This window comes from Saccharothrix luteola (genome assembly GCF_020859565.1).
Lineage (GTDB): Bacteria > Actinomycetota > Actinomycetes > Mycobacteriales > Pseudonocardiaceae > Actinosynnema > Actinosynnema luteola.
Window position 1 is genome coordinate 67,749 of sequence record NZ_JAJHUO010000038.1, and the last position, 23,614, is coordinate 91,362.

General features: G+C 72.6%; 20 protein-coding genes and 3 tRNA genes. 11 read left to right on the forward strand and 12 right to left on the reverse strand.

Annotated features, from left to right (window positions below):
• Nucleotides 1-10: 10 nt before the first annotated feature.
• Complete coding sequence (locus tag LNK82_RS39870) at nt 11-280, reverse strand: helix-turn-helix transcriptional regulator (RefSeq protein WP_230572054.1); 270 nt, start codon at nt 278-280, stop codon at nt 11-13.
• An 87-nt stretch (nt 281-367) separates the two neighbouring features.
• Here LNK82_RS39870 and map point away from each other — a divergent pair, with 87 nt between their 5' ends.
• Nucleotides 368-1,192 carry a type I methionyl aminopeptidase gene (gene map, locus LNK82_RS39875; RefSeq protein ID WP_230572055.1) on the forward strand — a complete coding sequence of 275 codons (825 nt, stop codon included), beginning with the start codon at nt 368-370 and terminating at the stop codon, nt 1,190-1,192.
• Nucleotides 1,193-1,218: 26 nt separating this feature from the next.
• On the opposite strand, the gene LNK82_RS39880 is transcribed toward map, so the two are convergent.
• A complete protein-coding gene (locus LNK82_RS39880) occupies nt 1,219-1,905 on the reverse strand; it encodes a hypothetical protein (protein WP_230572056.1) in 687 nt (228 codons plus the stop codon).
• A 77-nt stretch (nt 1,906-1,982) separates the two neighbouring features.
• Entirely contained in the window at nt 1,983-4,178 is a 2,196-nt protein-coding gene (locus LNK82_RS39885; protein WP_230572057.1) for a rhamnogalacturonan lyase family protein, read from the reverse strand.
• A gap of 753 nt (nt 4,179-4,931) precedes the next feature.
• Between LNK82_RS39885 and LNK82_RS39890 the strand changes: the two genes are divergently transcribed.
• The 6 genes from LNK82_RS39890 to LNK82_RS39915 all read left to right on the forward strand — a co-directional run bounded on the left by LNK82_RS39890 (nt 4,932) and on the right by LNK82_RS39915 (nt 9,811).
• Nucleotides 4,932-6,410, forward strand: a complete 1,479-nt coding sequence (locus LNK82_RS39890) for a glycoside hydrolase family 43 protein (protein ID WP_230572058.1) — start codon at nt 4,932-4,934, stop codon at nt 6,408-6,410.
• A 247-nt stretch (nt 6,411-6,657) separates the two neighbouring features.
• A complete protein-coding gene (locus tag LNK82_RS39895) occupies nt 6,658-7,059 on the forward strand; it encodes an ATP-binding protein (RefSeq protein ID WP_230572059.1) in 402 nt (133 codons plus the stop codon).
• A 74-nt stretch (nt 7,060-7,133) separates the two neighbouring features.
• Nucleotides 7,134-7,207 (forward strand) — tRNA-Ala (locus tag LNK82_RS39900).
• Between the two features lie 10 nt (nt 7,208-7,217).
• Nucleotides 7,218-7,289: transfer RNA gene (locus LNK82_RS39905), tRNA-Ala, on the forward strand.
• A gap of 24 nt (nt 7,290-7,313) precedes the next feature.
• Nucleotides 7,314-8,648, forward strand: coding sequence for an SDR family NAD(P)-dependent oxidoreductase (locus tag LNK82_RS39910; RefSeq protein ID WP_230572060.1), 1,335 nt, complete (start codon nt 7,314-7,316; stop codon nt 8,646-8,648).
• 5 nt (nt 8,649-8,653) lie between these two features.
• Nucleotides 8,654-9,811 (forward strand): leucine-rich repeat domain-containing protein, encoded by a 1,158-nt coding sequence (locus tag LNK82_RS39915; protein WP_230572077.1) that lies wholly within the window; start codon nt 8,654-8,656, stop codon nt 9,809-9,811.
• On the opposite strand, the gene LNK82_RS39920 is transcribed toward LNK82_RS39915, so the two are convergent.
• Both LNK82_RS39920 and LNK82_RS39925 read right to left on the reverse strand, forming a co-directional pair.
• On the reverse strand, nt 9,802-11,652 hold the full coding sequence (locus tag LNK82_RS39920; RefSeq protein ID WP_230572061.1) for an AAA family ATPase: 1,851 nt from the start codon (nt 11,650-11,652) through the stop codon (nt 9,802-9,804). The genes LNK82_RS39915 and LNK82_RS39920 overlap by 10 nt on opposite strands.
• Nucleotides 11,649-13,040 carry a vWA domain-containing protein gene (locus LNK82_RS39925; protein ID WP_230572062.1) on the reverse strand — a complete coding sequence of 464 codons (1,392 nt, stop codon included), beginning with the start codon at nt 13,038-13,040 and terminating at the stop codon, nt 11,649-11,651. Before LNK82_RS39925 ends, LNK82_RS39920 begins: the two co-directional genes overlap by 4 nt.
• Nucleotides 13,041-13,101: 61 nt before the next feature.
• Between LNK82_RS39925 and LNK82_RS39930 the strand changes: the two genes are divergently transcribed.
• Nucleotides 13,102-13,177 (forward strand) — tRNA-Gly (locus tag LNK82_RS39930).
• Between the two features lies 1 nt (nt 13,178).
• Here LNK82_RS39930 and LNK82_RS39935 read toward each other — a convergent pair.
• From LNK82_RS39935 to LNK82_RS39945, 3 genes are all read right to left on the reverse strand, one after another.
• Nucleotides 13,179-14,015: a hypothetical protein gene (locus tag LNK82_RS39935; protein WP_230572063.1), complete on the reverse strand. Its 837-nt coding sequence runs from the start codon at nt 14,013-14,015 to the stop codon at nt 13,179-13,181.
• Nucleotides 14,016-14,101: 86 nt separating this feature from the next.
• Nucleotides 14,102-15,115, reverse strand: a complete 1,014-nt coding sequence (locus LNK82_RS39940) for a hypothetical protein (protein ID WP_230572064.1) — start codon at nt 15,113-15,115, stop codon at nt 14,102-14,104.
• Nucleotides 15,116-15,117: 2 nt separating this feature from the next.
• Nucleotides 15,118-15,630 carry a SigE family RNA polymerase sigma factor gene (locus LNK82_RS39945; protein WP_230572065.1) on the reverse strand — a complete coding sequence of 171 codons (513 nt, stop codon included), beginning with the start codon at nt 15,628-15,630 and terminating at the stop codon, nt 15,118-15,120.
• A 225-nt stretch (nt 15,631-15,855) separates the two neighbouring features.
• On the opposite strand from LNK82_RS39945, the gene LNK82_RS39950 reads away from it, so the two are divergent.
• Nucleotides 15,856-16,857, forward strand: a complete 1,002-nt coding sequence (locus tag LNK82_RS39950) for a hypothetical protein (protein WP_230572066.1) — start codon at nt 15,856-15,858, stop codon at nt 16,855-16,857.
• A gap of 20 nt (nt 16,858-16,877) precedes the next feature.
• Here the strand turns inward: LNK82_RS39950 and LNK82_RS39955 are convergent, their stop codons facing one another.
• The gene (locus LNK82_RS39955; protein WP_230572067.1) at nt 16,878-17,603 is read right to left on the reverse strand and encodes an SDR family oxidoreductase; all 726 of its coding nucleotides are present in this window, start codon (nt 17,601-17,603) and stop codon (nt 16,878-16,880) included.
• Nucleotides 17,604-17,686: 83 nt separating this feature from the next.
• On the opposite strand from LNK82_RS39955, the gene LNK82_RS39960 reads away from it, so the two are divergent.
• A complete protein-coding gene (locus tag LNK82_RS39960; RefSeq protein ID WP_230572068.1) occupies nt 17,687-18,556 on the forward strand; it encodes a LysR family transcriptional regulator in 870 nt (289 codons plus the stop codon).
• A gap of 124 nt (nt 18,557-18,680) precedes the next feature.
• Entirely contained in the window at nt 18,681-19,241 is a 561-nt protein-coding gene (locus tag LNK82_RS39965) for an EF-hand domain-containing protein (RefSeq protein WP_230572069.1), read from the forward strand.
• A 57-nt stretch (nt 19,242-19,298) separates the two neighbouring features.
• Here LNK82_RS39965 and LNK82_RS39970 read toward each other — a convergent pair whose 3' ends face one another.
• From LNK82_RS39970 to LNK82_RS39980, 3 genes are all read right to left on the reverse strand, one after another.
• Nucleotides 19,299-19,961, reverse strand: a complete 663-nt coding sequence (locus LNK82_RS39970; RefSeq protein WP_230572070.1) for a single stranded DNA-binding domain-containing protein — start codon at nt 19,959-19,961, stop codon at nt 19,299-19,301.
• A 119-nt stretch (nt 19,962-20,080) separates the two neighbouring features.
• Nucleotides 20,081-21,535 (reverse strand): rhamnulokinase, encoded by a 1,455-nt coding sequence (locus tag LNK82_RS39975; protein WP_230572071.1) that lies wholly within the window; start codon nt 21,533-21,535, stop codon nt 20,081-20,083.
• On the reverse strand, nt 21,535-23,574 hold the full coding sequence (locus tag LNK82_RS39980) for a bifunctional aldolase/short-chain dehydrogenase (RefSeq protein ID WP_230572072.1): 2,040 nt from the start codon (nt 23,572-23,574) through the stop codon (nt 21,535-21,537). Before LNK82_RS39980 ends, LNK82_RS39975 begins: the two co-directional genes overlap by 1 nt.
• Between the last annotated feature and the right edge of the window lie 40 nt (nt 23,575-23,614).

Below are 23,614 nucleotides of genomic sequence, written 5' to 3' on the forward strand. Positions count from 1 at the left end.
GGTCAGGTGGCTACGAGACGGCTTTCAGCGGTTGGTCGGCGCCGAGCCAGGTGGCCGCCAGGTCGTGCAGCGGCACGTCGAGCGCCTCGCTGAGGCGGACGATCGTGCCGAACCCGGGTGACGGCAGGCGTCCGGTCTCGATCTTGCGCAGGGTCTCCGGCGAGATGCCGGCCGCGTGCGCGACTTCGCCTGGGTCGCGTTCCGCTCGCGCGCTGCGCAGCAGGGCGCCGAGGCGCCGGCCGGCTTCGATCTGCTCGGGCGTGAGCGGTTGGCGGACCATGTGCCCAGGATAGGGTTGGTATAGTTATACCTGCAAGTGCTACAGTGATGGTATAACTATACCAACACCGGGGCGCGAGGTTGTGTCGTGATCGAGTTGAAGACGCCGGCGGAGATCCAGCGCATGCACGTGGCCGGGCGTTTCGTCGCCGAGGTGCTCGCCGAGGTCGGCCGGCTCGCCGAGGTGGGCGTCAACCTGCTGGACCTGGAGCACCACGTGCGCGGCATGATCGAACGGCGCGGGGCCGAGTCGTGCTACTGGGACTACTCGCCGTCGTTCGGGAGCGGCCCGTTCCGCAACGTCATCTGCCTGTCGGTCAACGACGCCGTCCTGCACGGCCTGCCCCACGACTACACCCTGCGCGACGGGGACGTGCTCAGCGCGGACCTCGCGGTCGGCATCGACGGTTGGGTGGCCGACTCGGCGCGCACGGTCATCGTCGGCACCCCCGCCGAGGAGGACCTGCGGATCATCCGCGCCACCGAGGAGGCGTTGGAGGCGGCGATCCGGGTGGCGCGTCCGGGCAACCACCTGGGTGACATCTCGGCGGCGATCTGGGCGGTGGCCCGCGACTACGGCTACCCGGTCAACACCGAGTTCGGCGGCCACGGCATCGGCCGCACCATGCACGAGGACCTCCACGTGTCCAACAAGGGCCGGGCTGGTCGCGGCCTGAAGCTCCGGCCGGGGCTGACCCTCGCGCTCGAACCGTGGTTCACGCGCACGACCGACCGGATCGTCTACGACGAGGACGGCTGGACGATCCGGTCGGCCGACGGCTCGCGCACGGCCCACTCCGAGCACACGATCGCCATCACCGACGACGAACCCCTGGTGCTCACGCGGCGTGACTCGGAGGACCCCGCGACGATGCCCGATCGCGCCGGTCTGCCACCTGCGAAGGACTCCTGAGGGTTCGCCGAACAGGCGTGCGCGCGTCAGCAGCCGGCGGGCATCCGGGTGGTCAGGGCTCCCGTCGTGGTGAAGGCGGCGGAGGTGGTGGTGGCCGAGGCCGCGGTCAGCCCGCTGCTGGTGGCACGCAGGGGCAGGGTGCCGGCGGTGCGTGAGGCGCTGACGAACACGCGGTTGACCCCGGCTTCGGTGTCGACGTAGGACTTGTGGACGCTGCCGGGCTTGCCGGGGTTGAACCCGCCGAGGAACCGTCCGGGCCCGGTGGGGGTGAAGTCGACCCTGGCCTGGTGCGTCGGCATCCGGCAGCCTTGCGCGTCCACGGCCTCGACGTCGAAGAACGCGATGTCGCTGCCGTCCGCGCGCAGGCCCTCGGGCGCGGTGTGCGCGGTCAGGCGCAGTGCGGTGGCCGTGCCCGTGGTGGTTCGGGAAGGTGTGGAGGAAGTCCGAGCTCGGCGAGCCGCTCTCGCCCACCTGCGTCCCGTTGACCAGGAGCCGGACCCGGCGGACGGCGGCGGGGGCCATGACGTACGTGGTCTTCCTGGTGCCAGCGGGGTAGGTCCGGTGACCGATGACGTGGATGTCCGCGACGGGGCTCTGCGTGACCCGGAACGCGTGGAACGACTCCTTGGGGATGCGCACCGCGTCGACCCGTCCGGACAGGCGGGCGCACTCCCAGTCGTGACCCGATGAGGTGGTTGCCGATGCCGGCCCATCCGAGGAGGAGCCGCCCGCCGCCGGTGGGACGGCGGGCGGCTCCGCGGTTCACGTCACGCGGCGGTGCCGGACGCGCCTACCTCGACGGGTAGGTGATGTTCGGGCGGGGCGGTGCGGCCATGTTCGCGCCGAGGAAGTAGTCGACGTGGTGGGACTGCATGTAACCCTTGAGGGTCATGGCGTTGCGGTAGGCCGGGTTGTGGGCGAGGGTGTAGAGCCTGGTGCTGCTCGGTCGGTTGGTGGTGAAGATGATCAGTTCGTTGAACGCGGCGTTGGTGTAGAGGACCTCTTCGCGCCAGTCGCCGAGGATGTCGCCGTAGATGACCGGCGAGTTGCCCTGGGCCGCGTCGACCGCCCCGTACTGCGAGGTCGTGAGCAGTCGCGGCACGCTGTTGGTGGTGGTGGGGCTGGTCGGGTTCCACTTCTCGAACTTGCCGTCGTTGAGCAGTTCCATGGTGGTGTCGCCGTCCCAGTACAGGCCGAGCTGCGGCCACGGCTGCAGTGACGTGCTCGACTGGGTGAGCCGGTTGGTCGCCGCGTTGTAGAGACCGGAGAACGCCCAGACCTCCATGCCGGGGTGACGGGGGTCGATGTCGCCGGCCATGCCGCGGCCCACGTCGGCGGTGCCGGGCTCGGTGTGGCGCCAGATGATGTTGCCGTTGGCGGCGTCGTAGTAGTAGTCGCGCAGGCCGCTGGGGTTGACCTGCTGCACGCCGTAGCCCTCCAGCCCCGGACGGGCGGGGTCCAGGTCGGCGATGTGGAAGCGGTCGCCGTGCACGACGCCAGCCGGGCCGAGGGAGTAGCGGAGGCGGCCGTCGCCGTTGAGCACGAACCCGATCTCGGCGATCTCGTCGCGGCCGTCACCGTCGACGTCGATGATGCGGGTGTTGTGGCCGTCGGGCAGGTTCTGGTTGCCGCGCAGGAACTTCCACTGCATGGTCAGCGCGTTGCCGGTGAACCGCCAGGCGGCGAACATCAGGTTGAAGTCACCGCTGCCGATCCGGTTCTTCATGAACGCCACCAGGCTGGGGTTGACGCCGTCGAGGTAGCCGACGCCGAAGCGGGCGTACATCGGGCCGTCGGCCAGGTAGTCGGTGGGCACCGGCGCGGTGGCGCGGGGCGCGCCGGTCATGCCGTCGAGGATGGCGATGTGCTGGCGGTTGTCGTTGCTGTCGGTGAACCGGACGCCGTTGCCGAAGGTGACGCCGTTGGCGATGCGCACGGCGACCTCGGCGCGGCCGTCGCTGTCGAGGTCCTGGACGGTGACGCCGTCGTTGTGGCCGACGTCGATGGTGGCCGAGCCGCCCTCGATGTTGTTCTGGTTGGTGCTGTTGGGGCCCATGTCGACCTGCCAGAGGAACCGGCCGTCACGGCGGTAGGCCTCGATCTTCTGCGGCGAGGTCTGCCGGTCGAGCACGTAGTCGTACTCGCCGTCGCCGTCCAGGTCTCCGACCCAGAGGAACTTCACCGCGCCGCCGGCGCGCAGCGGCACCCGGACCACCGGCTCGACCGCGCGGTTCGCGGCCAGGGCGAATGCGCCGCTGGGCGCCTGCTCCACGCCGTTGACCACCGGGCGCACCCGGTAGCTGTTGGCGCGGGTGGCGTTGGCCGTGGCGTCGGTGAAGTTGGTGCCGCCGGTCAGCACGGAGGAGTTGAGCTTGACCTCGGCGCCGCCGTCGGTCGACCGGTAGACGTTGAAGCCGATCCCGCTCGGGTCGAGCCCCAGCAGCCGCCAGCTGACCAGGACTTCGGTGCTGCTGGAGCGCACCGCCACCACGCCCCGGCCGAGGCTCTCCATCCGCCTGGCCCCGTCGGAGCCGCCGTCGGTGGTGGTGAGGTCGAGGTAGTCGATGTTGGCCAGCCCGCCGGTGGTGGTGGCGGCGAGCTGCACGGTGTTGGCGCCCGCGGTCACCGGGACGGTGAGCGTCTTGGTCGCCCAGGTGTTCCACGCGCCGGTGCCGTCGAACGCGGAGCCGGCCTGCACCACCGCGCCGTTGACGCTGATGTCCGCCGGCCGGTTGGCGGAGCCGTTCGCGTACCGGATGGCGAGGGTCGCGGCGCCGGCGGTGGTCGCGTCGACCGTGAACCGCGCCGACGCGCCGACCGCGCCGGTGGAGTCGCAGAACCCGGAGCCGGAGTAGCCGGAGTGGTTCGAGGCGACGGCGCCGTCACAGGTGGCGGGGGAGGCCTCGGCCTCGTACCGGGTGGTCGCGGCGTGCACGGCGGGCGCGGACACCACCGCCACCGCGATACCGGACAGGACTGCGGTCACGGCAACGACTGCGGACGTCTTTGTCGGTCGTCTCATGATGGTCCCTTGACGTGCCGGGGTGGCGCGCACCCTGACGATCGGACAGTTGGGTTGTGGCGGCGTGCGTCGATCCGGCGGCGAGCGCGCTGCGTACCGGTAACCGCGTGAAAACGGTTACCTCGCACGTAGCGAACCAGGCCGTCGGAGCGGCTGTCAACATGCGGTCGTCGGGCGAGGTTCGTTCGGCAACAGCGACTATGGGCACCTGGCCGCGCCGGAGTGGTCGATGAAAGCGGTTTAACGGTGGTCGGACCGGCGTGACCTACGGCTCGGCTAGGCCGCCATCGGCTCGGCGGTGACGGTTGTGAGCGTTAACCGAACGCGGCCCAGGCGCGGCGATCGGGTCTTGCTCGCGACGAAAACGTTGCGCTACGGTGCTGCGAACGCTCCCGATCGTGTGGGCCCGGCATCCGGCGTGAGCGTGGTCGGATCTTGCTCGCAAGGAGGCGAAGCGTGATTCTGCGGCACAAACCGATGCGCGGGCAGTGTTCTTCGGGTGGGGCCTCCACCCGGTAGGCCTCTCTGGTCGAAGGGCTTAGTGGCGGAGCCCTGGCCCTCTTCGCCTGTTCTCGGCCATGTCACGAACCCTCTTCGCGAAGGGCTGTCGTCCGCGCGGGAATGTTAACGCTAACAGGCCTGGTCGCTGACCGACCGGCGGAAGCGACCGGCTGGTCGCGCGTCCGACCCCACCCCGCTCCCCACCCAGGAGTTCCCATGATGCTTGCCCATCGGCGTGGTGCGGGCCCGCGAGCCCTGTCGCTCGTCGTCGCCCTCGTCGCCGCGCTGTCCGTGGTCCTGGTGAGCCAGGACCGCGCCGACGCCGCGCCCGGCCCGTCGTTCACCAACCCGGTCGTGCCCGCGCCCAACAGCGCCGACCCGACGCTGGTGCAGCACAACGGCCAGTACTACTACGTCGCCACGACGTGGACGTCCGACATCCTGATGCGGCGGTCGTCCACGATCGCCGGACTGCGCAGTGCGCCGGAGACGCGGATCTTCACCGCGACCCAGAACGAGGGCTGCTGCACGATGTGGGCCCCGCACCTGGAGCAGATCGGCACCCGCTGGTACCTCTACTACTCGGTGGAACCCCGGTCCGGGTACGGGTCGCGCCGCACGCACGTGCTGGAGAGCGCCGCGAACGACCCGGCGGGCCCGTACACCTATCGTGGCGTGCTCAACCTGATGCCGAACAACGGTTGGGCGATCGACGGTGCGGTGCTCAAGCTGAACGGAGCCCTGTACTTCCACTACTCGGCCTTCCACGCCGACGGGCTCCAGTCGATCTACATCGCGCCGATGAGCAGCCCGACCACGGTCTCGACCCACGGCACCCGCATCTCCGCGCCCACCCTGGCGTGGGAGCGGCAGGGGCAACCGGTCAACGAGGGGTCGTTCGCCCTGCAGCGCGGCGGCCGGACGTTCCTGACCTACTCCGCGAGCTTCTGCGGCACCGCCGACTACAAGCTGGGCATGCTGGAGTACCGCGGTGGCGACCCGTTGGCGCAGAGCTCCTGGACGAAGTTCGCGAACCCGATCTTCCAGCGCAACGACGCCGCCGGCGTCTACGGCCCCGGCCACCACTCGTTCTTCACCTCGCCGGACGGCACCGAGACCTGGATCGCCTACCACGCCAACGACTCGGCGTCCCAGGGCTGCGGCAAGACGCGCACCACGCGGGTGCAGAAGATCTCGTGGAACGCCGACGGCACGCCCAACCTCGGCGTACCCGTGTCCACCTCCACCGTGCTCCCGGGACCGTCCGGTGAGACCGGCGGCGGCCCGCGCGTGCGGATCCGCAACGAGCACAGCACCCTCTGCCTGGACGACTACAACCTCGTCACCACACCGGGCGCCGAGGTGCGGCAGTGGACGTGCAACAACCTCGCCGTGCAGGACTGGTACCTCACTCCGGTCGGCAACGGCTACTACACCGTGGCCAACGGCCACAGCGGGCTCTGCCTGGACAACAAGGACTGGGGCACCGCGGCGGGCTCGCCGGTGCAGCAGTGGACGTGCAACGGCCTCGCCGTCCAGCAGTGGCGGCTGACCACGACCAACGGCACGACCACGCTGGTCAACCGGCACAGCGGGCTGTGCCTGGACAACAAGGACTGGGGCACGGCGGCGGGTTCGCCGGTGCAGCAGTGGACGTGCAACGGCCTCGCCGTCCAGCGGTGGGTCGTCGGTTGACCACCTGAACGGTCCATCGTCTCGCACGTTGGGCCGAGAGGGGGATCGTCAGGTGTTCGTCAGGTCCGACGGGCGCTGTTCGGGGCATGATGGTGTGGCGACTCGCGGGGGCGGTACCCACGCGAGTCGACCATTCTTCGCGGTGGACGACCCGATCGGCCCCACCCGTGCCTGCGCGGGGTGAAGCCGCCGGCGACCGCAAGGCGATCGTCAGGTTCGCCGCGGCCGGTTCACGGGATGCTGGAACGTGTCCTTCGAGCGCCAACCCCGTGACCCGGCACGCGGCCACGACACCGTCGTCCTGGTCATGGACGACCACGACTCCCCATCGGCACCCGAGGTCGCGTCGTGGTTGCGGGACCGCGTCGGCGGTCGGCCCGGCCAGGACGTCCTGCGGGTGGGTGTGGTCGTCGGCGAGTTGCTGGACAACGCCCGATGCCACGGCGAGCCGCCCTACGTGCTGGAACTGACGACGGACGCGTGGACCGACACCCTGACGGTCCGCGTCCGCGACCACGCGCCCCGGCACACCGCGCCGTGGCCCCTCGGAGCCGGGCTGCTGATCGTCGACGGCCTGGTCGAGCAGTGGGGTGTCGTCTCGGCGGCGGGGCACACGACCGTGTGGGCCAAGGTGCGGTTCGACGCCTGACCTCCGTCCACCCGATCGCCTTCGGTCCGCCTGGCGACCTCGGTGTGGCTCGGAGATAGGATGCCGCCCAATGCCCAGGTCGTAGCGCAGAGGCAGGCGCTCCGCACTGGCAGTGCGGGTCACGCCGGTTCGAATCCGGCCGCCTGGGCAGGCTGTCCGGTCCCGTAGCGCAGAGGCAGACGCGCCGTCTCCGCAAGGCGGACACGCAGGTTCGAATCCTGCCGGGACCACAACGACCAGGGAAGACGGGCGGGATGGACGAGCACGGGCAGGCGGCGTTCCACGCTGCCGTCGCCAGGCTGCGCGCCCTGCCCGCCGACGATCCGGTGCGGCTGCGCGCGGAGCGGGTCGCGGAGTCGTTCGTCCGGGACGGCAAGCAGCGGCGGAGGAAGGTGCGTGCCGCCGAGCGCGCGGCGGCCGACGCGGCGGTCGACGCCACCACCGCCACCGGCGGCCACGACCGGCGCGACGACGCCCCGCTGCACGTGGAGCCGGCCGCGCCGGCACGTCCGCTCGCCCGGCCCCGCCGCTGCTACGTCTGCAAGGCGGGGTACCGGCTGGCCGACGCGTTCTACCACCGGCTGTGCCCGACCTGCGCGGCGGAGAACGCCGAGCGCCGGGCAGCGCGCGCGGACCTGGTGGGACGCCGCGCGCTGCTCACCGGCGGCCGGGTGAAGATCGGCTTCCACCTCGCGCTGATGATGCTGCGCGACGGCGCGGAACTGATCGTGACCACGCGCTTCCCGCACGACGCGGTGCGGCGCTTCCGGGCGGCGCCGGGCAGCGAGGCGTGGCTGGACCGGCTGTCGGTCGTCGGCATCGACCTGTGCGACCCGCGCCAGGTGCTCGGCCTGTGCGAGTCGCTGCGCGCCGAGGGCAGACCGCTCGACATCCTGGTCAACAACGCGGCCCAGACCGTGCGCCGACCACCCGAGTCGTACGCGGCCCTGGTCGGCGGCGAGACCGGCGTGCTGCCCGCGAACGTCCGCCTCGCGCCGGGGTTCCGCCCGATGCCCGCGCTGGGCGACACCCGCCAGGCGCTCGCCCTCGTACCGGCGGCGGGAGGGGTGGAGGTGGACGAGGCAGGGTTGCTGCCCGACACCGCGCCGGTCAACTCCTGGTCGCAGCACATCGGCGAGCTGGACCCGACCGAGGTGCTGGAAACGCAGCTGGTCAACGCGCTCGCGCCGACCCTGCTGTGCGACCGCCTGCTGCCGCTGCTGCTGGCCTCAGACTTCCCGCGTCGCTACGTCGTCAACGTCTCGGCCGTCGAGGGCCGGTTCGCGGTCCGGAACAAGACCGCCCGGCACCCGCACACCAACATGGCCAAGGCCGCGCTCAACATGCTGACCCGCACCAGCGGCCCCGACCTGGCCCGGCGGGGCGTGTACATGTGCGCGGTGGACACCGGGTGGATCACCGACGAGAACCCGGCGCCGAAGAAGGCCCGGCTCGCCGAACGAGGTTTCCGCACGCCGCTCGACGTCGTCGACGGCTCGGCGCGCGTCTACGACCCGATCGTGCGGGGTGAAGCGGGCGCGCCGGTCGCCGGCGTCCTCCTCAAGGACTACCGCGAGGTGGACTGGTGAGCCCGATGCGTCCGCGCCCGACCGGCGACCTCGAACCGCTGCTGTCGTGGCTGCGCACCGGCGGCACGACCGACCGGCGGCTGGACTTCCCGTCCGGGACCGCCCTCCCGGACGGTCGCCTCGACCTGTGCAAGCAGGCGCTCGGGCCGACCGGGGCCAGGCTGGTCGCGGACGCGCTGCGCCCCGGCGTGGTCCGGCACCTGCTGCTGGGCACCGACGAGCTCGGCGACGAGGGTGCGGCCGAGGTGGCGGGTCGGGCCGTCGAACGGGAAGTGGAGACGCTGTACCTGGGCTGCAACGGGATCACCGCCGGTGGCGCCTGCGACATCGCGGACAACCTGCGCGCGTCGCCGCAGGCGGCCCGGGTCACCGGGATCTGGCTCAAGCGCAACCCGCTCGACGGCGGCGCGGGCGAGGCCGCGGCGGGGATCGTCGAGGCCGCCCGTTCGCTGCGCACCCTCGACCTGGTCCAGACCGGGCTGGACGCGCCGGGCCTCGCCGTCCTGGTGGACGCGCTGGTCACCGCCGCCGCGGCCGGGCGTCGGGTCGAACGCCTCTACGTCGGCGGCAACCCGCTCGGCGCGGAGGGTGCGGCGCACCTCGTCGTCCTCCTGCGCGCCGACGTGGTCAGCGAGCTGTACGTGTCCGCCGCGCGGCTCGGCGACCGGGGCGCGGAGACCATCGCGGACGCGCTCGTGCCGGGTGGGCGGCTGCGGCGGCTCTCGGTCGCCAGCAACGGCATCGGACCGGCCGCCGCCACCCGGCTCGTGGTCGCGGCCGTGGCGGCGGGCGTCGAGGTGTGCGACCTCGGCCGGGTGAAGGCGGCGGGAGTCCTCGGCGCGCGGGACAACCGGCTGGACGGGACCGCGACGACCACGATCGCCGAGGCGCTCTCGGCACGGCCGCACGGGTTGCGGCACCTGGTCCTGAGCGACACGGGGCTGCGCAGCGGCGAGGCGCACCGGCTGCTCGACGGTGCGCTGCGGGCCGTCACGCCGACGCGTTTCGCGCTCGGCAAGGGCATCGCCACGAGCGTCCGGCGCAGGTTGGACGCGTTGAGCGCGGACATCCCGGACCAACCCGCGCCGCACGCCGACGTGTCCGCCGTGCGCAGCGTGCACCGCCGGCCACCGCCCGACCGGCCACCACCCGGTCAGCCCTGACGCGCCATCCGGGCGAACGTCTCCACCCAGAACCGCTGCCGGTCCTCGGCGACACCCACCAGGTACGTCGCCCGCAGCTTCGGCGGTAGCAGCGCGACCAGCCGGACCACCACCTTGCGGTACCGGCGCAGCTGCGACAGCTCGGCGTTGGCGAGCACCTGGTGGACCACGTCGCTGTCGTTCGTGCCCTCGCCGGACTCCTCGCGCGACCGCCGCAACCTGGCCTCCCACGCGTCGACCTGCCGCGCCAGCTCGCCGAGCCCGGTGACCGCGCGCCGCGCCAGCCGGTCGACCAGCGCGGTGAGCGGGACGGGCGCGTACTCGCCCTCACCTAGGTAGATCGTGGCCATCTCCAGCGGCAGGCCGCGCTCGTGCAGCTTCACCAGCCGCTCGATGGTGCGCTTCGTGATCCACGCCCGGCCGTCGTCGTCGATGTCGTGCTTCCACCACTCCAGCACGGTCTCGGCGACACCTCCGTAAGTGCCGATCAGCCACTCGTTGGCGGGGATGTCCTCCGGCTCGACGGTGAGCGACGCGGTGAACCTGGTGGCCTGCGCGATGTTGTTGCGCGACACCAGGAGTTTGCGGCCGAGGTGGTACGGCGGGTTCTGGATCGCCACCTGCGCGCGGAGGTTCTCGATCCGGCGGCCGGCCAGCGACCACTCCTGAGTGATCTCCATCAGCTTGGCGAACGCGGCCTTGTCCTTGGGCCGGTTGTACTCGTCCCACACGATCGCCTTCGGCTCACCACCGGTGAACTGCCTGGCCATCAGGTTCTCCAACGTGCCGTCGGCGGTCGGGATCGGCGCGCACAGGTCCTCGACGTTGGTCACCGGCAGCGAGAAGTACAGCGGCTCCCGGCCCAGTTCCTCGCGGATCGTCTGGCGCACCAGCTGGGTCTTGCCGCAGCCGGGCGGCCCTTGCAGCAGCACGCTCCACCGGTTGCGCACCGCCGCCCGCAGCACCCGCCGCACGGGGTCCGGCACCGTGGCCGGGTTGGGCACCCCGAGCGCGGCGGCGATCCGGTCGAGGACCTCCGCGGTGCGGTCGCGGTCCCGTCCGCGCCGACCGTCCGCGCGCCGCTCCACCAGCCGCAACCGCTCGCCGTTGACCAGCGGCAACCCCCAGCGCAGCGGGAAGCCCTCGCGGGCGTTCGCGAGCACGTGGTCGACGGTGCGCGGCGACAGCAGCTCGCGCGTCGCCGGGTCGAGCGAGTTCCAGACGCCGAACACCCCGCGCAGGTCCCAGTCCCGGTACTTCGCCGCGAGCGTGGTGCGCCACGCGGTGTCGTTCGCGGTGACGCGGGCGGTGACCATCCGGTCGAGGATCGCCAGGTCGCCGCGGCGGGTGGAGGTCTCGGCGAGGGACTCGTTGTCGCTGAGGAACACCCCGACGCAGCCGAGGGCACGCAGGTCGTGCTCGCCGAGCGTCCAGTCGCAGGCGATCTGCATCAGCTGCGACTGGATCGTCTCACCGGCCTGCAACGAGTCGTCGATCAGCAGCACGAACCGCTTGCCCGGCTTGAGCTGGCTCATCACCAACTGCCGCAGCACGAGCTCACCGGTGTCGGCGTCGCGCACCGGCGCGTTGATCAGCAGGTCGTCGGGCGTGAGGTTGGCCGCGGGCACGAACACCAGCTCGGTGTCCGGGTACGCCTCGGCGACGTGCGAGAAGAACGTGGCCGTCTTGCCGATGCCGTGCGCGCCGAACACCTGCCCGGTCTGCCCGATGTCGATCATCGCGTCGATGAACGCGGACAACCGCGACCCGCCGGTCCAGCCCTCGGGCGGCACGGGGTAGGTCGCGTTGGGCCGCCACGGTCTGCTCTTGGTGTCGTTCATCGGCCTGCCGTCCGGGTCACTGGCCGCACGCGGTGGCAGGCCATCGGTGGGTCGTGGGCGTCCGGCCAGTCGTCGCCGCCCGGCGTGATCAGCCAGATCCACTTGTCGGGCTCGGCCGGTGTCACGTGCGGTGCGTGACCGTCGGTCAGGACGACGACCGCGTCGGCCCGCTCCTCGAACGGCACGCCGTCGAGCGCGGTGCGGCCCTCGACGTAGTCCACGACGGCCTGGAAGCTCGTGCCGCCGCCACCGAGCACCGCCTGACCGGGTTCGAACGGCATCACCACGGCGTCGAACGACAGCCAGTGCGCCTCGACGCCCTCGATGCGGCCGACCAGGTCGGTCATCCACTCGACCACGCCGTCCGGCATCGAGCCGGACGTGTCGTAGGCGATCACCAGCACCTTGTCGCGCTCGGGGCCACGCCGCGACAGCACGGGGTCGTGCCCGAGCGCGGCCAGCACCGCGCCCCGCTTCCTCGGGTACACGAGCCGTTCGCCCTGGCGGAGCTTGGACGCGAGCACGTCGACCAGCCACCGCTGCCACCAGTCGACGACGCCGGTCCGCGCGGTCGTGCCGCGCAACGCGCCCGCGCCGAGCGAGCCCCAGATCCGGGCGGCCCGCTCGGACGCGCTCGCGGTGCGGTCCATCAGGTCGAGCAGCTCGGCCTCGGCGCTCCCGTGCCCCCGGCGTGCGGCGAGCAGGGAGTTGAGCAGGACCGAGGACGCGATCGCGTCGACGGTCTGCTGGTCGGCCGGGACGTGACCCGGGACGAGGTGCACGCACAGGGGCGCGGGCACCGGCGGGTTGCGCATCCGCTTCAGCTCGCGGTAGACGGCCAGGTCGGTGTCCAGGAAGTCGTCGTAGGGCAGTGGTTCGAGGCCTTGGCCGGTCAGGTCGGTGACGTAGTCGGCGTGGACCTCCCTCGGGTCGACGCCGGTCGGCCGCCCGTCGAGCCGGGGGAGCGCGGCGCGGCGCAGCCGGACCATGGCCACGTGGTTGATCGCGACCTCGGCGGCGATCGCGAACACCGGGTCCTCGCGCAGTTCCGGTTCGGCGAACAGGTGCCGGTGCACCAGGTGGCGCGCCTCGTGGAACAGCACGAACTTGACGCCGTCCAGTCCGATGCCGACGAAGAAGTCGGGGTTGAACAGCAGCAGGCACGTGCCGTCACCGGAGGCGACGACCGCCGCCGTGTCGATCGCCGTGGTCGCGAGCTGGTGGCGGCACTTGGAGAACAGCCAGGACGCCACCGCGGACTCGGTCAGGCCGAAGTCCAGCAGCGCGGCCTCCTTGAGCCGCTCGGCCTCGGCGACGACCGACGGCTCGGCCGGTCGCCAGGAGACCAGCGCCTGCCGGTCCGTCAGGTCGACGACGTGCCGCTTCACGCTGTGCCTGCTGATGACTCCTCCTCCGCCCACTTGTCCGCTGGTCACCTACGATCGACGCGACGGGTCGTAGCGCAGGGGCAGACGCACCGCCTTGCCAAGGCAGATCACGCTGGTTCGAATCCAGCCGCCCGTCACCTAGACCAAGGCGACCGCGCCGCACGTGCGCACCAGTTCCGGGGCCGTGCCGGTGAATGTCGGCATCACCTGGGCCAGCACCGCCCACGCCTCCGGGTTCGCGCCCAGCTCACGCCGGACGAGTGGCGTCAGGAGGTCCGTGGCCTCACGGGCGCGTTCGGGGAACAGGGCCGTGCCGACCTGGAGCACGTCGAGCACGGACCGCGCGGGCGTCCAGCGCTCGACGTACTCGCGCGGGTCGCCGACGATGCCCGCCCGCCTCAGCCGGTGGGCGAACTTCGGGTGCGACCCGAACTGCGCACGCACCTCCGGCGGGCAGTCGACGCGGATCGACAGCGCCCAGCGCGCGTACCCCGGCAGCGGCTCGACGCGGTCCGCGTCGACGATCTCGGGCCAGTCGGCCCTGCCCACCGCATCGGCCGCCACCCGTGCCGCGGCCATGGACCGGGCCTGCCGCAGCTCGCCGACGAGCCCGGCCGGGCCGACGACGAGCGGCGGTGCGCCGTGGGAGCAGCCGGGCGTGTCGCACGTCCGCACGACCGGCAGCGGTCCGCTCGCCGTGCCGAACGGGACGCCGCGGATGATGTCGCGCCTGATCGCGTCGGTCGCGTCCGGGTGGTGGTACGCCAGCGCATTCGTGGCGGGGTCGTCCCGCTCCAGCATCCACAGCAGCACCGACGTCGGCGCCTGGAGCCGCTGGAGCCACCACGCCCACCACCGCGCGGGATTCGCCTCGGGCTCGTCGATCCCGAGCCGTCGCCGCACGGTCGCGGCGTCGTCCGGGTCGATCAACGAGAGCAGGAAGTGCGCGCCCGGGACGTTGTTCCCTCTGTCCACGCGCGGATTGTCGCACGGTGATCGATCACGTCCACCTCGATTTGCTCCGCGGTGGCGGTCGACGCGCAGCCGCGACGGCACGGTCGTCAGCCGAGTGGTCGCGCCGTCCAGGTCGACCTGTCGTCCGGTGTCGGCACCAGCCGCACGCTCCGGGCGACGGCGAGCGAGGCGGCGTCGTCGGCGGCTCCGCCCCAGACGTCGACCGCGAACCCGGCGGCGACCCCGTAGATGGTGACCTTGCGCCCGTCGACCATCGCCGGGTGACCGTCCACGGTCCGGTTCACCCCGTTCCCCAAGGCCATCCGGTCGCCGTTCTCGACGGCGACCGCGACGCAGTCGACGCACTGACCCGCGTCGGCGGGGTCCTCGGCGGCGAAGAGGAGCCCGGTGCGCACGAACGGGTCGCCGGGCGGGCGCAGGTCCGCGGTGGTGCCGACCAACTGGTACGGCGCGGGGCGCGGGACGGTGAACGGCATGGTCACCGGCTCGCCGGCGCCGACCCGCACGGCCAGCGCGATGCGGCGCGCGGTGTCGCGGTCCGCCTCGTCCTCGGTCCTGACGTCCTGGTAGCTGACGAACGCCCAGGCGCCGTCGGTCCACTGCCAGGCGAGCAGGTCACCGGACGGCCTGTCGACCCAGTAGGCGGGCCGGCCGTCGACGGGTTCGGTCGGGGCGCCGGCCTCCGGCCGCAGCACGTCACCCCCGGGGTCCGCGGCCTGCCTGCCCGGGGCGTGCACCGTGACCGACCCCAGCCCTGTCCACCCGGCGTTGCGCACGCTGATCCGCTGCCAGCGCCGTGCGGTGGTATAGGAATCGGTGACGATCCCCGGCACGTCGGCGACCGTGACCACCCTCCGCATCGGGTCGAAGTCGCGGGGTTCCGCCGCGCGTTGCGACGACGTGGCGGGATCGACGGACGAGCCCGCGCCGCCCGGCAGCCCGAGGACGGGCACCAGGAACGCCACCGCGGCCACGAGCACCCCTGTGCCGACCCACCGCGTCCGCACCCGCCGGCGTCCCACCCGGATCGCCCGGTCGATGTCCACCTCGGACGGTGGCAACGGGTCCTCGTCGCGCAGCGGGTCCAGCAGTCGGTCCACGATCAGGCCTCCTTCGCGGTGATGGGCAGCGGGCGCTCGTCGAGCAGCCGCCGCATGGTCGCCAGCCCGCGCGCGGTCTGGCTCTTGACCGTGCCGGGGCTGCAGCCGAGCGCTCCGGCGACGTCCTCGACCGACATGTCGAACAGGAACCGCAGCACCAGCACCACGGACAGCCGGCGTGGCAGCCGGCCGAGCGCGGCACGCAGGGTGGCCCGGTCGTCGGCCCGGTGGTCCGGCTCGACGGCGACCTCGGGCGCGGAGGCGAACAACGACACGCCCGACCAGCGCAACCGGCGCTCGTCCAGGTACACGCGGACCAGGATCCGCTGCACGTAGGCGTCGGTGTTGTCGGCAGCACGCGCTCGCCGCCAGTTGACGTAGAGCTTCGTGATCGCCTGTTGGACGAGATCGTCACCGTGGTGCGCGTCGCCGCACAGCCGGTACGCGGACCGGCGGAGCCGGTCGAGGCCGGCCCGCACGTACTCCACGTACTCCCGTTCCAACGCCGCCTGCATCGTGCTCCTTCCGTCCCCCTACCCGTACGACGGGCCCGGGACGCCGGCGGGTTCTCGATGCGGTCGGGTTCGTCGTCCGGCGGCCGGCGAGGTGTCAGGCGTTCACCTGACATCACGGGCCCCGCGTTCCGCCTAGCCTGATCGGCAACGGTGGCGGCGCGCGTACTCGCTGTTGAGGGGCAGCGGGCGGGGCGCCGCCATTTCACATCCAACCGAGGGGTGGGCATGAAGCCGGGGATTCGCCTGCGTGCCGCGGTGGGGGTCGCGGTGCTGTTCATCGTGACGGGCTGCAGTCAAGCGGTCACGGGTGCGGCGGTTCCCGAGTCGCGGTCCGGTGCGGCGTCGACCGATGCCGGGAAGGACCGGAAGAGCGGGTTCGACGAGTGCGGACTGGTCGAACCGGCCGAGGTCGCCAAGGCGATCGGCGTGAACGCCGTGCACGTCACCGGCCGTTCGGCGATGACCCAGTCCGACGGCAGTCGTCGTGCCGGGTGCGCGTACTTCCCGGAGAACGTGCCGGGCATGCTCGGCCTGGAGATCGGCACGGTGGCCGACACGGATGCCGAGCGGTTCTTCGCGCCGTTCGCGAAGAACTTCCGCAACGTGCAGGCGATCCCGAAGCTGGGCGACCGCGCCGAAGCGGTCGCCTACAAGGCGAACGGCACCTCGACCCACTACATCGAGGTTCGGACGCTCTCGGGGAACAGGGGACTGCACCTGTTCTACACCTACACGGACGGTCGCGGCGCGATGCCCAAGGCCGACGGGGCCGCCGCCGCGGTGATCCTCGTGACAGCCCTCGAACGGTTGCCCGACGAGGTGACGATCCCCGACGGGGCGCCGGAGGGCCGGTGCGCGGACGTCGATCTGGAGCCCGCCGCCGAGGTCGTCGGCGCCAAGCTGGTGATGGCCCGGTCGGTGGTGTCCGAGGGCGGCGGCATGACCTGCCACTTCAGCGGCGGCGGCGGGAAGCTCGAAGTCAGCCTGCTCGCCGACGCGGGGCGGGCGGCGAAGGCGGCCGTCCCGCCGGACCAGATCACCCACGCCGACCTCGCCGACGGCGTCCGGGTGATGGTGACCGAGGCCAACGCGCTGGACGCCCGGGTCAACGTCGGCGACCAGGTCGTGATCATGAACGCGTCCTACGCCGGCGAGGTCACCGCGCTGCGGCCGGCGGACGTCGAGCTGGTGCGCACCGTCGTGGACGCGATCAGCGACCGGAACTGACGAAGCCCCGGGCGACCTGATCACCAGGGGATGGCGCCCTCGTCGTCGAAGAAGCCGCCGCGCGGACCGTTGTCCGGCAGGGTGGCGAGCCGGATCGCGATCGCGGCGCCCTGCTCGGGCGTCCGCGTTCCGCTGAAGCCGGTGAAGTCGGTCGCGACGTAGCCGGGGCAGGCGGCGTTCACGATGACGTTCGTGTCGGCGAGCCGGCGGGCGTACTGGGCCGTGACGCTGTTGAGCATCGACTTCGACGGCGCGTACGCGGCCATGACCGGGCCGGTTCGCAGCGTGAGCGAGCCCATGTTGCTCGACATGTTGACGATGCGGGGCGAGCCCGCGCGGTGCAGCAGTGGGAGCATCGCGTTCGTCACCCGGACCACGCCGAACACGTTCGTGTCGAGGACGGCGCGCAGGACGTCCAGGTCGAGCGTCGTGGGGTCCTGCGCGCCACCGTCGAGTCGGCCGGAGATGCCCGCGTTGTTGACGAGCACGTCGAGTCGTCCCGCCGTGCGCTCGATGGTCGCCGCCGCCGCCGCGACGCTGTCGTCGGAGGTGACCTCGAGGGCGACCCCGAAAGCGTCGACGCCCGCGGCACGCAGCCGCTCGACGGCCTCCTCGCGCCTGGTCCCGTCACGCGCGCCCACCGCGACCGTGAAGCCGATCGCCCCGAGGGCCAGCGCGATGGCGAGACCGATTCCCTTGTTCGCGCCGGTGACCAGCGCGATCTTCGTGTCGTTCACCCGTCCCATGCTCGGCGCGTCACCCGCCCGTGTCCAAGATCGATCCGGTACGCGCTGATACTCGCCGGGTATCACGCGGGTAGGCTTCACCCGTGCCCGACCTCGAGACCCGCGAACTCAGGTACTTCGTCGCCGTCGCCGAGGAACTGCACTTCGGCCGTGCCGCCGATCGGCTCGGGATCGCGCAGCCGCCGCTGTCGCGCGCGATCCGCCGGCTGGAGCAGCGGCTCGGCGTCCGGCTCCTCGACCGGGACCGTCGTGGAGCGGCGCTCACCGACGCGGGCAGGGTGATGCTCCGCGAGTCCCGGGCGGCTCTCGACGCGGTCGCGGCCGCCGCGCGCCGGACGCGGCGAGCAGGCGATCCGAAGCGGCCGCTGGTGCTGGTGACGAAGGCCGGGGCGTCCCACGAGCTGCTGCAACGGCTCCTCGACGCGGTCGCCCGCGAACCCGGTGCGGCGCCGGTCGACGTCCTCCTGTGCGAGGTCGGCGAGCAGGCCGGGCTGCTGCGCGACGGGAGCGCCGACGTGGCCCTCATGCACCGCCCGTTCGACGACCTCGTCGGGTTCGACACCGAGGACCTCCACGTCGAGGGCCAGATCGCGCTCCTGCCCGCCGGGCACCCGCTCGCGGCACGCGATTCGCTCACGCTGGCGGAGGTCCGCGACGTGCCGGACCTGCCGATCGCGCGTTGGCCCCGGCTCGACGGGTCCTACCCGGACGGTCCCGGACCGGAGGTGCGCACCCAGTCGCAGCTCGCCCAGCTCGTGGCGCTCGGCAAGGCGCTGCTCGTCATCCCCGCCTCCAGCCGTGCCTGGCAGTGGCCCGACCACGTCGCCGTGCCCGTCGTGGACGCGCCGGACGTCACCACGGTGATCGCCTGGCCGGCGGGGAGCCGCTCACCGGCGATCGCCTCGCTCGTGCGCTCGGCGGCCGGGCTGCGCGCCGCGGCGACCGCAGGCTGAGAGGTCGTTGCCGCACCACCCGATCGAGTCGCCCGGAGACCCTTTCGGGCGTTGCCCGGCCACTCCCGACGGCACCATCCTGTGTGCCGTCCCGGTCAACCGATCACGTCCGTACGGAGGTTTCGTGCCGGTCAACGACATGCTCGAGGCGAAGATCAACCACGGCTTCACCCACCTGGACGTCGACGGCGACGGGCTGCTCACCGAGCAGGACCACGTCCTGATGGGCAGAAGGGCCGCGGAAGCCCTCGGGCACGCGCCCGACTCGCCGCAGGAGCAGCGCATCGTCGACGCCTACCTGCGGATCTGGCACGACCTGCACCTGCCGCACATCCCGGGCGGCGGCACGGCCATCTCGCGCGAGCAGTTCCTCGCCTCCACCGGCTCCCTCGCCGACGACCCGGACGCCGCGCTGGCCAGCGTCGGCGCGGTCGCCGAGGCGTTCCTGGCCATCGCCGACACCGACGTCGACGGCCGGGTGAGCCCGGCCGAGTACCTCGTGTTCCAGCGCGGGCACTTCCCCGGCCTGACCGAAGCCGAAGCCGCGGAGGCGTTCGAGCACCTCGACTCGGACGGCGACGGCTACCTCACCGCCGAGGAGTTCACGCGCGCGTGCGTCGAGTTCTGGTCCAGCACCGACCCGGGCGCGCCGGGCAACTGGTGGATGGGCCGTCCCGTGGCGTGATCCGGCCGCCGGCGGACCGGTCCGGGCTCGGGGACGACCCGACCCGGCCGGTCGCGGTCACCGCACCGCGATGTCCTCCGGGAATCGCGGGTCGATCTCGTAGTGGGTGTCGAACTGGCTGCTGAAACCGGTCACGCGGACCGTCCGACCCACGACGAGACCGGTGAGGTCGATGCCGGTCGGGGTGTTGACGAAGATCGTCAGCTCGCCGGAACCGTCGTCCACGAAGAACTTGTGTCCGTACGGCAGGTCCGACTCCGGCGCCCGGGTGACCGTGGCGGCCACGCGCACCAGCAGCCCTTCGGTGGTCTCCCCGACCGCGCCCGTGGCCAGCGGCGCCGGACGGACCGAAGGACCCCTGCCGTGCACGCGGACCGCGGCCGGGTCGGCGGGCACGAGGACGAGCAACCCGTAGCTGTCGCGCAGCGTGCCGGTCACCCGCACCTTGTCGCGCGGCGTGACGCCCAGGTCCACCGGGACGCTCACGTAGATCCCCGCGCCGCGGTCCTGGATCGCGAAGCCCCGGTCGAAGAAGCTGGACTCGAACGCGCCCGAGGGCGTCGTGGCCGTGCCGCCGACGGTGACCACCGTCCCCAGGGGCAAGCTCCGCGCGTGGCGGATGGACACCACGTGCCCCGACGCCTCGGCCGGCGCCGCCAGCCCCACCGAGACGAGCACCAGGACCAACACCGAGGCGATACCGCGCGGCACCCGACGCATGCCGAACCCCTTCCGACCGAGCCGTGCCGAGGTGGACCGGCTTCCCGCCACCATCGCGGTTCCGGGCGCCGTCCGCCGGCGGAAGGGCCGATCGGCTACGGGATCCCCACCCCCGGCGGTCAGGATCCGGCCAGGCGCTCCTCCGCGGCCCGCCACGCCCGGGGGTCGCCGCCCGCCTCGTACCGGACCAACCCGGCCGAGGACCGCACCACGTCCCGCAGGTCCCGCAGGCCACCGGTGACGACGCCCAACGCGCGGGCCTGGACCAGCGCGTTGCCGTAGGCGGCGGCCTCGACCGGTCCGGCCACGACCGGCAAGCCACAGGCATCCGCGGTGAGTTGGCAGAGCAGGCGGTTGCGCGCACCGCCGCCCACGACGTGCACCACGTCGACCTGCCGTCCCGACAGCTCGGCGGCCTGGCGGACCGCCCGTCGGTGCGCCAGCGCCAAGCTGTCCACCACGCACCGGACGATCGCCGCTCGTGTCGACGGCGGGGCCTGCCCCGTCCGCGCACAGGCTTCGCGGATGCGGGCGGGCATGTTCCCCGGCGGGATGAACGCCGGATCGCCCGCGTCGACCACGGCGGCCGGCCCCGGCTCGGCGCCGGCTGCGTCGAGCAACCCCGCCAGGTCCGGATCGCCCCACTCGCGCAGGCACTCCTGCAACAACCACAGGCCCATCACGTTGCGCAGGTAGCGGACCGTGCCGTCCACGCCCGCTTCGTTGGAGAAGTTCGCCGCCCGACCGGCCTCCGTGAGCACCGGGGCGTCCAGCTCGACCCCGACCAGCGACCACGTCCCTGTGGCCACGTAGGCGAAGTTCCGCGTCGCGGCCGGCACGCCGACGACCGCCGACGCGGTGTCGTGCGATCCGACGGCCACCACCGGGACGGGCCCGGTCAGGCCGGTCTCCGCCAGGACGTGCTCGTGCAGCGTGCCGACCTCGGTCCCCGGCTCCACCAGCGGCGTGAGGAGCCCGTCGGCGATGTCCAGGCGCGCCGACAGCTCCGCCGACCACGTGCGCGTCCGCGCGTCGAGCAGGCCGGTGGTGGAGGCGTTGGTGACCTCGGTGACGCCGGCGCCGGTGAGCCAGTGCGCGAGCAGGTCGGGGATGAGCAGCAACCGCCGCGCCGCGGCCAGTTGCGGCGTGCCGCGGGCCGCCGCCAACTGGTAGACGGTGTTGAACGGCAGCACCTGCAGCCCGGTGACCCGGTACAGGTCGGCCGCCGGCACTCGGGCGTGCACGGCCTCGGGCACGCCGTCGGTGCGCCGGTCGCGGTAGTGGACCGGGTTGCCCAGCAACGCGCCGGTGGCGTCGAGCAGGCCGTAGTCGACCGCCCACGAGTCGATGCCGACCGCGTCCAGCCGGGGTCCGGCCGCCCGCAGGCCGTCGAGCACGCCCCGGTACAGGCCCAGCACGTCCCAGTGCAGCGTGCCGCCGAGCCGCACCGGCCCGTTGGGGAACCGGTGCGCCTCGACGAACGTCGCCCGACCGGGCGCGATGTCGAAGGCCATCACGCGTCCGCTCGACGCGCCGAGGTCGACCGCCGCGACCCGGACCGCACCCCCGCCCATCAGCGCAGGAAGGCGGCGGCGACGCCGGAGTCGACGGGCACGTGCAGGCCGGTGGTCTGGGACAGGTCGCCGCCGGCGAGCGCGAAGACGGCGGCGGCGACGTGTTCGGGCAGCACCTCGCGACCCAGCAGCGTGCGCTTGGCGTAGTACGCGCCCAGATCCTCTTCCTTGACCCCGTACACGGCGGCCCGCTGCGCGCCCCAGCCACCGGCGAAGATGCCCGAACCGCGCACCACGCCGTCGGGGTTGACGCCGTTGACCCGGATGCCGTGCGGGCCCAGCTCGGCGGCCAGCAGCCGCACCTGGTGCGCCTGGTCGGCCTTGGTCGCGCCATAGGCGACGTTGTTGGGCCCGGCGAACACGCCGTTCTTGCTGGAGATGTAGACGACGTCGCCGCCCATGCCCTGCTCGATCATCACCTTCGCGGCGGCCCGCGACACCAGGAACGACCCGCGCGCCATCACGTCGTGCTGGAGGTCCCAGTCGCGCACGGTCGTCTCGAGCAGCGGCTTGGAGATCGACAGGCCGGCGTTGTTCACGACCAGGTCGACGCCGCCGAACGCGAGCACCGCCTCGGCGAACGCCCGCTCCACCGCCGCCTCGTCCGACACGTCCGCGGCCACGCCGATCGCCACGTCCGCGTCGCCGATGCCCTCGGCGACCGCCGCCGCGCGGTCCCCGTCGAGGTCCGAGACGACCACGCACGCGCCCTCGGCGGCCAACCGCTCGGCGATGGCCTTGCCGATGCCCGACCCCGCGCCGGTCACCAGCGCCACCCGCGTGGCCAGCGGCTTCGGCTTGGGCATCCGGGCCAGCTTGGCCTCCTCCAAGGCCCAGTACTCGATGCGGAACTTCTCCGACTCCGGGATCGGCCGATAAGTCGACACGGATTCCGCGCCGCGCATCACGTTGATCGCGTTGACGTAGAACTCGCCCGCCACCCGCGCGGTCTGCTTCGTGCGGCCGAACGAGAACATGCCGACACCGGGCACCAGCACGATCGCCGGGTCCGCACCGCGCATCGCCGGCGAGTCCGGGGTCGCGTGCCGCTCGTAGTAGGCGCGGTAGTCCTCCCGGTACGCGGCGTGCAGCTCCTTGAGCCGCTTGGTGATCTCCTCGACGGTCGCGCTCGCGGGCAGGTCGACCACCAGCGGCTTGACCTTGGTGCGCAGGAAGTGGTCCGGGCACGACGTGCCCAACTCGGCCAGCGGCGCGAGCTTCGCCCGGGACAGGAAGTCCAGCACCACGTCGGCGTCGGTGAAGTGCCCCACCTGCGGCAGGTCGGTCGACGCGAGGCCGCGGACCGCGGGGAAGATCGCCGCCGCCTTGGCCCGCCGCTCGGCCTCGGGCAGCGGCTCGTTGCCGGGCACCACCGCGCCGAACGGCTCGGCCGAACCGTGCTTCGCCAGGAACTCCTCCGCGGTCCGGATGATCTCCGCCGAGTGCGCCTCGCACTCCTCGGACGTGTCGCCCCACGCGGTGATCCCGTGCCCGCCCAGCACGCACCCGATCGCCCGCGGGTTCGCCGCCTTGATCGCCGCGATGTCCAGGCCGAGCTGGAAACCGGGCCGACGCCAGTCCACCCACGCCACCCGGTCGCCGAAGCACCGCTCGGTCAGCTCCTCCCCGTCGGCCGCCGTCGCCAGCGCGATGCCCGAGTCGGGGTGCAGGTGGTCCACGTGCGGCGCGTCGACCAGCCCGTGCATGGCCGTGTCGATCGACGGCGCCGCGCCGCCCTTGCCGTGCAGGCAGTAGTCGAACGCGGCGACCATCTCGTCCTCGCGGTCCACGCCCGGGTAGACGTCCACGAGCGCGCGCAGCCGGTCCAGGCGCAGCACCGCCAGGCCGGCGGTGGTGAGGGTGCCCAGGTCGCCGCCCGAGCCCTTCACCCACAGCAGCTCGACCGGGTCACCGGTGACCGGGTCGGTGTCGCTGCCCTTCGCGGAGGTGTTGCCGCCCGCGTAGTTGGTGTTGCGCGGATCGGCGCCCAGCCGGTTCGAGCGGGCGACCAGCGCCGCGGCGGTCGTATTGTCGGTCATCTGCGGGAAGCTCCTCGTGGGGCGAGCGGTGGCGAGGGTG